13 protein-coding genes are annotated in these 12054 nt (G+C 71.7%); 7 read left to right on the forward strand and 6 right to left on the reverse strand.

The window, feature by feature from the left end; translation table 11 throughout:
- The first annotated feature begins 55 nt into the window (after positions 1-55).
- Both RCO28_RS11165 and RCO28_RS11170 read left to right on the forward strand, forming a co-directional pair.
- Positions 56-1111: an LLM class F420-dependent oxidoreductase gene (locus RCO28_RS11165; RefSeq protein ID WP_308940888.1), complete on the forward strand. Its 1056-nt coding sequence runs from the start codon at positions 56-58 to the stop codon at positions 1109-1111.
- A 331-nt stretch (positions 1112-1442) separates the two neighbouring features.
- On the forward strand, positions 1443-2231 hold the full coding sequence (locus RCO28_RS11170) for a ferritin-like domain-containing protein (protein ID WP_308940889.1): 789 nt from the start codon (positions 1443-1445) through the stop codon (positions 2229-2231).
- A gap of 21 nt (positions 2232-2252) precedes the next feature.
- Here RCO28_RS11170 and corA read toward each other — a convergent pair whose 3' ends face one another.
- Positions 2253-3245, reverse strand: coding sequence for a magnesium/cobalt transporter CorA (corA, locus tag RCO28_RS11175; RefSeq protein ID WP_308940890.1), 993 nt, complete (start codon positions 3243-3245; stop codon positions 2253-2255).
- A 59-nt stretch (positions 3246-3304) separates the two neighbouring features.
- On the opposite strand from corA, the gene RCO28_RS11180 reads away from it, so the two are divergent.
- The 4 genes from RCO28_RS11180 to mshC all read left to right on the forward strand — a co-directional run bounded on the left by RCO28_RS11180 (position 3305) and on the right by mshC (position 6907).
- Complete coding sequence (locus tag RCO28_RS11180; protein WP_308940891.1) at positions 3305-4000, forward strand: histidine phosphatase family protein; 696 nt, start codon at positions 3305-3307, stop codon at positions 3998-4000.
- Positions 4001-4136: 136 nt separating this feature from the next.
- Positions 4137-4727 carry a DUF3090 domain-containing protein gene (locus RCO28_RS11185; protein ID WP_282534813.1) on the forward strand — a complete coding sequence of 197 codons (591 nt, stop codon included), beginning with the start codon at positions 4137-4139 and terminating at the stop codon, positions 4725-4727.
- Positions 4691-5539, forward strand: coding sequence for an SCO1664 family protein (locus RCO28_RS11190; protein ID WP_308940892.1), 849 nt, complete (start codon positions 4691-4693; stop codon positions 5537-5539). The genes RCO28_RS11185 and RCO28_RS11190 overlap by 37 nt, the downstream gene beginning before the upstream one ends.
- 138 nt (positions 5540-5677) lie before the next feature.
- Positions 5678-6907, forward strand: coding sequence for a cysteine--1-D-myo-inosityl 2-amino-2-deoxy-alpha-D-glucopyranoside ligase (gene mshC, locus RCO28_RS11195; RefSeq protein ID WP_308940893.1), 1230 nt, complete (start codon positions 5678-5680; stop codon positions 6905-6907).
- Between the two features lie 78 nt (positions 6908-6985).
- Here mshC and RCO28_RS11200 read toward each other — a convergent pair whose 3' ends face one another.
- Together RCO28_RS11200 and RCO28_RS11205 are read right to left on the reverse strand one after the other, a co-directional pair.
- A complete protein-coding gene (locus tag RCO28_RS11200) occupies positions 6986-8146 on the reverse strand; it encodes a PAC2 family protein (protein ID WP_308940894.1) in 1161 nt (386 codons plus the stop codon).
- Between the two features lie 215 nt (positions 8147-8361).
- On the reverse strand, positions 8362-9033 hold the full coding sequence (locus tag RCO28_RS11205) for a FadR/GntR family transcriptional regulator (RefSeq protein WP_308940895.1): 672 nt from the start codon (positions 9031-9033) through the stop codon (positions 8362-8364).
- Positions 9034-9225: 192 nt separating this feature from the next.
- On the opposite strand from RCO28_RS11205, the gene RCO28_RS11210 reads away from it, so the two are divergent.
- Positions 9226-9774: a MarR family transcriptional regulator gene (locus RCO28_RS11210; RefSeq protein ID WP_308940896.1), complete on the forward strand. Its 549-nt coding sequence runs from the start codon at positions 9226-9228 to the stop codon at positions 9772-9774.
- Positions 9775-9861: 87 nt separating this feature from the next.
- On the opposite strand, the gene RCO28_RS11215 is transcribed toward RCO28_RS11210, so the two are convergent.
- From RCO28_RS11215 to RCO28_RS11225, 3 genes are read right to left on the reverse strand one after another with little or no spacing between them, the layout of a single operon-like run.
- Positions 9862-10860 (reverse strand): aromatic ring-hydroxylating dioxygenase subunit alpha, encoded by a 999-nt coding sequence (locus tag RCO28_RS11215; protein ID WP_308940897.1) that lies wholly within the window; start codon positions 10858-10860, stop codon positions 9862-9864.
- A 5-nt stretch (positions 10861-10865) separates the two neighbouring features.
- A complete protein-coding gene (locus tag RCO28_RS11220) occupies positions 10866-11096 on the reverse strand; it encodes a recombinase-like helix-turn-helix domain-containing protein (RefSeq protein ID WP_308940898.1) in 231 nt (76 codons plus the stop codon).
- An 18-nt stretch (positions 11097-11114) separates the two neighbouring features.
- On the reverse strand, positions 11115-12053 hold the full coding sequence (locus RCO28_RS11225) for a PDR/VanB family oxidoreductase (protein ID WP_308940899.1): 939 nt from the start codon (positions 12051-12053) through the stop codon (positions 11115-11117).
- Between the last annotated feature and the right edge of the window lies 1 nt (position 12054).

A 12054-nucleotide genomic window follows, 5' to 3' on the forward strand; every position in this document is an offset into this window, starting at 1 on the left:
GGCGCGCTAGAGTCCGGACAACAGGCACGTTACTCATGGGTAAGGGGTTCGGCGCATGCGACTCGGGATCAACCTCGGCTACTGGGGCGCCGGGATGGACGCGGACAATCTCGCCGTCGCCAAGGAGGCGGACAGGCTCGGCTACTCGGTCTGCTGGGCGGCCGAGGCATACGGCTCGGACGCGGCGACCGTGCTCTCCTGGGTCGCCGCCCAGACGGAGCGCATCGACGTCGGCTCCGCGATCTTCCAGATCCCGGCCCGGCAGCCGGCGATGACCGCCATGACGGCGGCCACCCTCGACTCCCTCTCCGGCGGCCGCTTCCGCCTCGGCCTCGGCGTATCCGGACCGCAGGTCTCCGAGGGCTGGTACGGCGTGAAGTTCGACAAGCCGCTGGCCCGCACCCGCGAGTACGTCGACATCGTCCGCAAGGCGATGAGCCGCGAGCGCCTCTCGTACGACGGCGAGCACTGGACGCTGCCGCTGCCCGACGGCCCCGGCAAGCCGATCAAGCTCACCGTGCACCCGGCCCGCGAGCACATCCCCGTCTACATCGCCGCGATCGGCCCGAAGAACCTGGAGCAGACCGGCGAGATCGCCGAGGGCGCGCTGCTGATCTTTCCTGCCGCCGAGCACATCGAGGACACCGCGCTGCAGCACATCCGCGCGGGCCGCGAGAAGGCCGGACTGACGATGGACGGCTTCGACGTGTGCCCGACGCTGCCGCTCGCGCTCGGCGACGACGGCGACGTGAGCGCGCTCGCCGACACCTTCCGCCCGTACACCGCGCTCTACGTCGGCGGCATGGGCAGCCGCAAGCAGAACTTCTACAACCAGCTCGCGCAGCGCATGGGGTACGAGAAGGAAGCCGCCGAGATCCAGGACAAGTACCTGTCCGGCGACAAGGACGGCGCGGCCGCCGCGGTGCCGCAGCAGCTGATCGACTCCACCACCCTGCTCGGCTCCGTGGAGCGGATCGCCGACCGCATGCAGGCCTACGCGGAGGCCGGAGTGACGACGCTGACGCTCGCACCGGCCGGCTTCACGCTCGACGAGCGACTGGCCGCGCTGCGCGCGGGCACCGAGGCGCTCGATCGGGCCGGACTGGCCTGACGCGGGGGATTTCCGGGAGACCGGAGCAGTGGGGAGTTCTCCGGGGAAGTTCCCGGGGGAGTTCCCGGGGGAGTTCTCTACGGCCGTGGTGGGGGCTCGGGGGTCTTCCCCGCCACGGCCGTTACTCCGTACAACGCCGCACAAGCCCGTCGGTTACGCCTCAGACGGGCTCTGGCGGGGTCTCACGGGCTCGGACGGGCTCCGGGAGGTCTGCCGCCCGTCCTGCTCTCCGTGGCGCTCACGAACCATCTCGAGTTGCCCGCCGCCTCGCACCGCATTTGACTCGTTCTTCGCGGGGTCACTTCGCGGGCGCCCCCAGGAGGTGGCAGTGATGCTTTCGGCCAAGAGCCTGTTCTCCGAGATCCTCGACGACGACGAGTCGTTCCGGCTGTTCTGCTCCATCGCGGCCGGCGGCGAGTCCCAGGGGGGCTGGGAGAACGGCCGGATCGCCGCGCTCGTACCGGAGAGTCAGCGCGACCTCGCCCCCAGGATCAGGCGGCACGGCGCGGACGAGGACAAGCATGGCCGGATCTTCAACGCCCTCCTGAAGAAGCGCCGCCTCGAACCCTGCCAGGTCCCGCCGGAGACCGACTACACCCTGCTCCTGGAGCGGAACGGCATCGGCCTCGCGCATGAACAGCTGAGGGCCGAGCGGCCGCTCGGCGAGCAGGACATCATCATGTACCTCGCCCACAGCCGCGTCACCGAACAGCGCGCCTCCGAGCAGATGGACCTGCTCCGCAGACACTTCGCCGACCACCCCGACGTCGGCCGCGCCGTCAAGATGATCTCCCACGACGAGGACAACCATCTCGCGTACTGCCACGAGGAGTTGCTGCGGTTCGCGTACGCCGGGCACGGCCGGGAGATCCAGCGGATCCTGCACGAGTGCGCGCACGCCGAGATCCGCATCTACCGCGATGTGAGCCTCGCCGTCATGTCCCACATGGGCCGCATCCTCGGCTGGCCAGGCCCCAAGGCGGCCCTGCTCGCGGCCGGTATCCACGCCATCTACGCGTACGAGCGGGCCGGCGGGTGGCGGCGGATGGTGTCCCTGAGGATGCCGGAGCGGCGCAACGCCCTTGGCGAGCCCGCGACTTCGGCCCCCGAGTTCGCCTGACGGGCCCCGCGGGCCCGAGGCTTACAGCCAGCCGCGGCGTTTGAACAGCCGGTAGAGCCCGTACACCGCACCCGCCATGAGCGCCACCACGGCCGGGTAGCCCCAGGTGTGCTTCAGCTCCGGCATGTGCTCGAAGTTCATGCCGTACACGCCCGCGACCATTGTCGGGACGGCGGCCATGGCGGCCCACGCGGAGATCTTGCGCATGTCGTCGTTCTGCCGCACCCCGGTCTGCGCCAGGTGCGCGGAGAGGACGTCCGAGACGAGGCGGTCCAGCCCCTCGACGCTCTCGTTGGCGCGGGTCAGATGGTCGGCGACGTCGCGGAAGAACGGCTGCGACTCCGCGTGCACGAACGGCACGGCCGCGCCCGCGAGCCGGGTCATCGGGGCCGCCAACGGCATGGTGGCGCGGCGGAATTCGAGGACCTGGCGCTTGAAGTTGTAGATGCGGCCCGCCGTGTGCCGGGTGTCGCCGCCGGTCGGCTCGAAGACCTCCGCCTCCAGGCCCTCCAGGTCCAGGTGCAGTTCGGCGGCCACATCGATGTAGTGGTCCACCACGGCGTCGCTCACCGCGTAGAGCACCGCCGTCGGACCGTGCCGCAGCACCTTCGGGTCCGCCTCCAGACGCTTGCGTACGGCCGCGAGCGGTGCGCCCTCGCCGTGCCGCACCGTCACCACGAACGCGTCGCCGACGAAGAGCATCAGCTCGCCCGAGCTGATGCTGTCCGCCGCCTCGTCGTAGACGATCGGCTTCAGGACCATGAACAGCGAGTCGTCGTACACCTCCAGCTTCGGCCGCTGGTGCGCCTTGAGGGCGTCCTCGACGGCCAGCGGGTGCAGGCCGAACTCGTCCGAGACGTGGTCGAACTCCCGCTCCGTCGGCTCGTGCAGGCCGACCCACAGGAACGCGTCACCGCTGGCCCTCGCCTCTGCGAGGGCCGTCGAGAAGTCCTCCGGGCCCTCGGCGCGGCGGCCGTCGCGATAGATGGCGCAGTCCACGATCATTGCGGGCATTCTCCCGTGATCCGGGCCTGTACGCACCCCCGTGGCCCGGTCCGCCTACGCTGGCAGCCATGCCCACCCTGATCCTGGTCCGGCACGGCCGGTCCACCGCCAACACCGCGGGCGTGCTCGCCGGACGGACGCCGGGAGTGGTCCTCGACGAGCGCGGCGCAGCCCAGGCCGCCGCCCTGCCCGGGCGGCTCGCCGAGCTGCCCCTCGCCACGGCCGTGAGCAGCCCCCTGGAGCGCTGCCGGCAGACCCTGGAGCCGCTGCTCGCCGCCCGCCCGGAGCTCACGCTGCACACCGAGGAGGGCATCAACGAGTGCGACTACGGCGACTGGTCGGGCCGCAAGCTCGGCGAGCTCGCCGACGAACCCCTCATGCGGGTCGTCCAGCAGCACCCCTCCGCCGCGGCGTTCCCCGGCGGCGAGTCCATGCGCGCCATGCAGCACCGCGCCGCCGAGGCGGTACGGGAGTGGAACGCGCGCGTGGAGCGTGATTTCGGATCCGACGCCCTCTATGTGATGTGCTCCCACGGCGACATCATCAAGTCCCTCGTCGCGGAGGCGCTGGGCCTCCACCTCGACCTGTTCCAGCGGATCTCCGTCGAGCCCTGCTCGGTCACCGTGATCCGGTACACGCGGCTCCGCCCCTTCCTCGTACGCCTCGGGGACACCGGTGACCTGGGCGGGCTCGCGCCGCGCGACAACGGGGCCGACGCCGGGCGGGGCGACGCGACAGTCGGGGGCGGTGCGGGCGCACCGTGATCGTCGCCCGCAGTAGGGTGACCCACGTCGACCGCGGCCAGGGCCGCAGCACATCAGGCCGTCGTACCCGATGGCCGGCAGTACCCGACAGCGAGCAGACAGCCGCAGTACCCGATACCGAGGGAGAGGCCAGGACGTGTCCCGTCAGGTGTTCCTCTACGACCCGCCGGAACGTTTCGTGGCCGGCACGGTCGGGCTCCCCGGGCGCCGTACGTTCTTCCTGCAGGCCTCCGCCGGTGGCCGGGTCACGAGCGTTGCCCTGGAGAAGACCCAGGTGGCCGCGCTCGCCGAGCGCATGGACGAGCTGCTCGACGAGGTCGTGCGGCGCAGCGGTGGCAGCGCCCCCGTGCCGGCCGTGGCGCCCAGCGAGATCGCCGACAGCGCGCCCCTCGACGCCCCCGTCGAGGAGGAGTTCCGCGTCGGCACCATGGCGCTCGCCTGGGACGGCGAGGAGCAGCGCATGGTCGTCGAGGCCCAGGCGCTCGTCGAGCTGGACGCCGACGACGACGAGGACCTCGCCGAGGCCGAGGAGCGACTGCTCCAGGACGACGAGAACGGCCCGCCGATGCTGCGCGTACGGCTCTCCGGAGCGCAGGCCAGGGCCTTCGCCAAGCGCGCCCTCGACGTCGTGAACGCGGGCCGTCCGCCGTGCCCGCTGTGCAGCCTGCCGCTCGACCCGGAAGGACACGTATGCCCGCGTCAGAACGGATACCGGCGCGGCCTGTGACCGCCACCGCGGAAGCCGTCGATCTGCTGACGCACGGCGAACTCACTGTGCTCGGACGGATCCGCGAAGCCTCCAACGCGGTTCTCTACTGCTCGGTCGAGCACGAGGGCGTCAGCGCCCACTGCGTGTACAAGCCGGTCGCCGGTGAGCGTCCGCTGTGGGACTTCCCCGACGGCACGCTCGCCCAGCGCGAGGTCGCCGCGTACGAGGTGTCGCGGGCCACCGGCTGGGATCTCGTACCGCCAACCGTCCTGCGCGACGGGCCGCACGGCGAGGGCATGTGCCAGCTGTGGATCGAGCCGGTCGCCCCGTCGGAGGCGGACTCCGCGCCCGAACTCCTCGCGCTCGTCGACGGGGAGGAGCCCGACGAGGGCTGGAAGGCCGTCGGCTTCGCCGAGGTCTCAGAGGGGCGCACGGCCCTGCTCGTGCACGCCGACGACCCGCGCCTGCGCCGCCTCGCCGTCCTCGACGCCGTGATCAACAACTCCGACCGCAAGGGCGGCCATCTGCTGCCCGCGCCCGGCGGCACGCTGTACGGCATCGACCACGGCGTCACCTTCCACGTGGACGACAAGCTGCGCACCCTGCTGTGGGGCTGGGCCGGTGAGCCGCTGACCGCGGAGGCCGTCGAGGTTCTCGGCACCCTCGCGCGGGACCTCGCCGAGGGTGCGCCGCTCGCGGACCGGCTCGTGGAGTTGATCACTCCGGCCGAGGTGGACGCCGTACGCGAACGGGTGGCCGAATTGCTGCGGTCCGGGGTGCACCCGGTGCCGAACGGATCGTGGCCCGCGATTCCGTGGCCGCCCGTGTGAGCCCTGCCCACGGCGATCCATGGGCGCAGGGCGATGGATCGGCGCTGCACATCGGCGGCCGAGACGCAAGAGGGCCTTCCCGGCCAGAAGATCCGGTCCGGTTCGTATCCGGAAGGGGCGTCCGGTTAGTCTCGAAGCATGCATGCCTGGCCCGCTTCCGAGGTCCCCGCCCTGCCCGGCAAGGGCCGCGACCTCAGGATCCACGACACCGCGACCGGTGGGCGCATCGCCCTTGACCCCGGTCCTGTCGCCCGTATCTACGTCTGCGGCATCACGCCGTACGACGCGACCCACATGGGTCACGCGGCGACCTACAACGCGTTCGACCTCGTTCAGCGCGTGTGGCTCGACACCAAGCGGCAGGTTCACTATGTCCAGAACGTGACGGACGTGGACGATCCGCTTTTGGAGCGGGCCGTGCGCGACGGCGTCGACTGGACCGGGCTCGCGGAGCGCGAGACCGCACTCTTCCGCGAGGACATGACCGCCCTGCGGATGCTTCCCCCGCAGCAGTACATAGGCGCCGTCGAGGCCATACCCGGGATCGTCCCGCTGGTCGAGCGACTGCGTGACATGGGCGCCGCCTACGAACTCGAGGGCGACGTCTACTTCTCCGTCGAGTCGGACGCCCACTTCGGCGAGGTCTCCCGCCTCGACGCCGCCGCCATGAAGGCGCTCTCCGCGGAGCGCGGCGGCGACCCGGAGCGCCCCGGCAAGAAGAACCCCCTCGACCCGATGCTGTGGATGGCCGCCCGCGAGGGCGAGCCCAGCTGGGACGGCGCCAGCCTCGGCCGCGGCCGGCCCGGCTGGCACATCGAGTGCGTCGCCATCGCCCTGGAACACCTCGGCATGGGCTTCGACGTTCAGGGCGGCGGCTCCGACCTGGCCTTCCCGCACCACGAGATGGGCGCCTCGCACGCCCAGGTCCTCACCGGCGAGCACCCCTTCGCGAAGGCGTACGTGCACGCGGGGATGGTCGGCCTCGACGGCGAGAAGATGTCGAAGTCCAAGGGCAACCTGGTCTTCGTCTCGAAGCTGCGCCGCGACGGCGTCGACCCGGCCGCGATCCGGCTCGCGCTCCTCGCCCACCACTACCGCGCCGACTGGGAGTGGACCGACCAGGTCCTGCCGGACGCCGTGGACCGCCTGGGCCGCTGGCGCGCCGCCGTCTCCCGGCCCGACGGCCCGGCCGCGGAGGCGCTCGTCGAGGAGATCCGCGAGGCCCTGTCCGACGACCTCGACGCCCCGAAGGCGCTCGCGGCCGTCGACCGCTGGGCCGCGCTCCAGGACTCCGAGGGCGGTACGGACGAGGGGGCGCCCGGCGTAGTGTCCCGTGCCGTGGACGCGCTGCTTGGTGTGGCGCTGTAGTACCTGCGTACGCAAAGGCGCCGGACGAGAAGTGCTCGTCCGGCGCCTCTGTGGTGCCCGGGGTGTTGCGTCGGCCGGTCAGTCGTCCTTGCCGGGGGCGCCGGTGCTGCTGCCGCCGTCTTCGCGGTTCTCGGTGTCCTCGGGGCCCTGGGTGTCCTGGGTGGCCGGGGTCTCCTGGCCGTTGTCGTCGGAACCCGCGTCCGAGTCTGCCTCCGCCGCTGCCTCCGCATCCTTGGCGGGCTGCTCGGGCTGGTCGTCCCTCTGCTCGGGCTGCTCGGTCTGGTCCGGGCGGTCCTGGGGGTGCGGGGGCTTCGGCGGGCGCGTGCGGTCGCTCGCGGTGTCGCGCAGGAACGGGCCCGCGTCGCTGCCGTCCGTCGCGTGCCCCGGGCCCGTCGGGCCGCCGTCACGCCGACGGAGGTAGCGCTCGAACTCGCGGGCGATCGCCTCGCCGGACGCCTCGGGCAGCTCCGCCGTGTCGCGGGCCTCCTCCAGGCTCTGCACGTACTCCGCGACCTCGCTGTCCTCGGCCGCCAGCTGGTCCACGCCCAACTGCCAGGCGCGCGCGTCCTCCGCCAGCTCGCCGAGCGGGATGCGCAGGCCGATCAGGTCCTCCAGGCGGTTCAGGAGGGCCAGGGTCGCCTTCGGGTTGGGCGGCTGCGAGACGTAGTGCGGGACGGCCGCCCAGAGCGAGACCGCGGGGACGCCCGCGTGCGTGCAGGCCTCCTGGAGGATGCCGACGATGCCGGTGGGGCCCTCGTACCGCGTCTCCTCCAGGTTCATCGTGCGGGCCAGGTCCGGGTCGGACGTGACGCCGCTGACCGGGACGGGGCGGGTGTGCGGGGTGTCGCCGAGCAGGGCGCCCAGGATCACCACCAGCTCGACGCCCAGTTCGTGGGCGAAGCCGAGGAGTTCGTTGCAGAACGAGCGCCAGCGCATGGACGGTTCGATGCCGCGCACCAGGACGAGGTCGCGCGGTTTGTCACCGCCGACCCGGACGACGGACAGGCGGGTCGTCGGCCAGGTGATCTTGCGGACGCCGCCGTCCAGCCACACCGTGGGGCGGTTGACCTGGAAGTCGTAGTAGTCCTCGGCGTCGAGGGCGGCGAACACCTCGCCCTTCCACTCCCGGTCCAGGTGTGCGACCGCGGTGGAGGCGGCGTCGCCTGCGTCGTTCCAGCCCTCGAACGCGGCCACCATGACCGGGTCGACCAGCTCGGGAACCCCCTCGAGCTCGATCACCCAGCGCCTCCTTCCGACGTTCCCCCAGAGCCTTGTGGGCCTGGGAGGGACCCCACTCGCGTACGCCCCAACCTTACGGCGTCCGCGGGGGGCCTCCGCAGCCCCCTTGCATGCCCCTGGCACGCCAGAGGTGATGCATACGCCTCTGTGCAGAGGTCTATTCGTCCGAGCCGTGGATGGTCAACTGTGCGAGGTGACTGGGGGAGTGGTGGTGCTCACAGCGTCGAGCGCAGCCACTGCTCGACGCTCGCGATGTGCACCGTCGCCCAGGAGCGGGCCGCCTCGGCGTCGCGGTCGCGGAGCGCGGTGAGGATCATGCGGTGTTCGTGCAGGGTCCGGCTGACCGCGTCCTCCTGGGTGAGGCCGCGCCAGACCCGGGCCCGGGTCGTCGGCCCGGACAGGCCGTCGAGCAGCGAGCAGAGCACCGAGTTGCCGGAGGCCTGGACGATGCCGCGGTGGAACTCCAGGTCGGACGCGACCAGCTCCTCGACCGAGGGTGCCGGGCCGAGGGCGTCCAACTGGGCCTCCAGAAAGTCCAGTTCGGCGGCGTCGATCTGCTTGCAGGCGATCGCCGTGGCCGCCGGTTCCAGGATGCGACGGACGGCCAGGAACTCCAGGACCGTGTCGTCGCGGTGGAAGTCGACGACGAAGCTCAGGGCCTCCAGGAGGAGTTGGGGGTCGAGACTGGTGACGTACGTGCCGTCGCCCTGGCGTACGTCGAGGATGCGGATCAGGGCGAGGGCGCGCACCGCCTCGCGCAGGGAGTTGCGGGACAGGCCCAGGTCGGCGGCGAGCTCGCTCTCCTTGGGCAGGCGGTCGCCGGGGCGCAGCGCGCCGGAGACGATCATGCCCTTGATCTTCTCGATCGCCTCGTCCGTGACCGCCATGGTGCCCCCGCCTCGACCAGTCGGCGCGCCCGCGTCCTCGCCGTATCCTCGCCGAGGCCGTGCGCGCCGGTAGACATCCGATGTATCGGCCTCATTATGGCCCCGGGCGGGGGAAGGGCGTATGTGTTTCAGGGCTAAGATTTCTTCGACGGCTCGACGGAGCCGCCACGAGGGGAAGGCAGGCAGTCGCACATGACGGGGAAGAACGCCGCGAAGAACGGGGCCGTCCGCAAGGACGCGGTCGCGTCGATCATCGAGGACTGGGCGCGCGAGCGGCCCGAGCTCGACACCTCGCCCCTGGAGGTCCTCGCGCGGCTGCATCGCACCTTCCTGCGCTACAACACCCGGCTGACCTCCGCGATCGACCAGCACGGCCTGGCGGTGGCCGGTTTCGACGTACTGACGGCGCTGCGCCGCGCGGGAGCGCCGTACCGGCTCACGGCCGGGCAGTTGGCCGACTCGGGGCTCGTCTCGTCGGCCGGGGTGACGCTGCGGATCGACCGCCTGGAGAAGGACGGGCTCATCGTCCGGGAACGGGACGCCGACGACCGGCGCGTCGTGTACTCACGCCTCACGGACGCCGGTCTGGCCAAGGTCGACGAGGTGTTCGCGGAGCACCTGGACAACGAGCGCCGCATGCTGGCCGGCATGTCTCCTGCGGAGTGCCGTCAACTGGCCCGGTTGCTGTCGAAGTTGGAGCGGTCCATCGAGGAGTCGGCGGAGGGGCCGGGCGAGGGGTGAACCCCGCGCCCCCGAAGGGGCGCGGGGAACTGCGCGAGCGACCACGGGCGGTCCGCAGGCGGGGGCGAGGCACCAGCCTGGCAGGGCTCAGACGCTCCCCTGCGCCTCCGCCCCAGCCCGGTAAAGGCGTCGCAGCCGCACCACGCCCAGGTCGTGCTGGTACAGGTTCTCCTGCTGGTCGGCGTCGGACGGCATCGCCTCCAGCATGACGCGGTCCTGTTCCAGGACGGCCCAGTGGCGTTCCTCGATCAGGGTCTTGTAGAGGAAGCGCCAGCTGTCGCGCTGCCAGCCCTGGACCTTGCGGTAGCGCCAGAAGAACACCGCGCAGCGCTCCTCGTCGACCGGGCGGACCATGCCGACGATCCCGAACGGGCCGCCGGGGCCCGCCGACGGCGGGTACGGGATGGACAGATCCACCCAGTCCACGCCCGTGCGGCACAGCTCCACCCAGTCGAAGTTGACGCCCCGCTGGTCGGTCTTCTCGAAGAAGTAGCCGCGGTCGGTCTCCCGGATGCGGAACTTGGCGGTCGTGTCGCCCTCGAACATCGTGTGCGAGTCGTGGTGCAGGAACGCGCCGTGCATCGGGTCGAGCAGGTTCTCCACGGCGTACCGCCACGGCACGTTCCACTCCGCGTAGCAGAGGAACGCGTCGACGTCCGGGTCGGTGAGGGGCTCGGGGAGCGTCAACTCGACCGGCTGCGGCTGCTCTTCGGAGCCGAAGTACGCGAGGACCGCGCCCGCGGCCTCCCGCACCGGAAGGGAGCGGACGAGCTGCTTGCCCTCCAGGTTGCAGCCGGGCAGGCCGGGCACCGACGACACCGTGCCGTCGGTCTCGACCTCCACGCCGTGGTACCAGCAGGCCACCCGGTCGCCCAGGTGCTTGCCGAGGGAGAGCGGGGCGCCGCGGTGCGGGCAGCGGTCGGCGAGCATGCTCAGGGTGCCGTCGGAGCGGCGGAAGAGCAGCCACTGCTCGCCGAGGACGGTGACCTTGCGCATCGCGCCGGGGGCGACGAAGTCGGAGGGGCAGACCGGGTGCCACTGGCCGCGCAGGCCGGTCGCGTAGATCTGGTCAGCGGTCAGGGTCATGGTGGTCACGCTCCCAGTCGGTGCATCTCGGCGCGGAAGGAGTCCTCGGTCCACGGGGCGCCGTCAGGGGCGTGGACCTGGCGGGCGTTCAACCCCCGCACGACATCGGCGAGTTCATGGCCTTCCTTGGTGAAGACCTCTTCGAGGGTGGCGGCCAGCTTGTACTCGTACGGGGAAGGCTCGTGCGTACGGGACTGGTGCACGTCCAGGTACGGCCAGGTCTCTACGGTGTTCATGTCGGGTGCTCCCAAGGGCTAGAGGTCGAGGGCGAGGCGGCCGGACGCGCAGCGCGAGACGCAGATCATCATCGAGGCGTTCGCGGCGTGCTCGGCTTCGGAGAGCAGGAAGTCGCGGTGGTCGGGGGTGCCGTCGAGCACCCGGGTCTCGCAGGAGCCGCAGATGCCGTCGCGGCAGGAGCTCTCCACGGTCAGGCCGGCCTGCTCGGCGGCCTCCAGGATCGAGGTGTCGGGTCCGACGGTCAGGGTGAGTCCCGACGTGCGGCACTCCACCTCGAACTCCCCGTCGTCCGTGGCGCGTTCGACGACCGGAGCCGCGAACCGCTCCACCCGGAGGACCTCCGCCGGGCAGGCGGCCTCCACGGCGGCGAGCAGCGGCTCGGGCCCGCAGCAGTACACGAGCGTGCCCTCCGGCAGCTCCGCGAGCGCACCGGCCAGATCGATATGGCCCTGCTCGTCCTGCGGTACGAGAGTCAAGTCGCCGCCGAGCGCGGCCAGTTCGTCGGCGAAGGCCATCGAGGCGCGGCTGCGACCGCCGTACACCATGCGCCACACGGCCCCGCGCCGGGCGGCCTCGCGGGCCATGGCGAGGATCGGGGTGACGCCGATGCCGCCCGCGAGGAACACGTACGCGGCGGCGTCCTCCAGGGCGAAGTGGTTGCGCGGCTCGGACACGGTGACCCGCTGGCCGGGGCGCAGCACGGTGTGCACATGGCGCGAACCGCCGCGCGAGGAGGGCGCGTCGAGGACACCGATGCGGTACGAGCCGCACGCGGCCGGGTCGCCGCACAGGCTGTACTGGCGGATCTGCCCGCCCACGTGCACGTCGATATGCGCACCCGGCGCCCAGGCGGGCAGCGGCTTGCCGTCCGGGTGGACGAGCTCGACGGACAGGACGCCCTCGGCCTCCCAGGTCATCCGCCGGACAAGCAGCTCCAGTTGACGTTCTTCGCTCATG

This window comes from Streptomyces sp. LHD-70 (assembly GCF_031157275.1).
Lineage (GTDB): Bacteria > Actinomycetota > Actinomycetes > Streptomycetales > Streptomycetaceae > Streptomyces.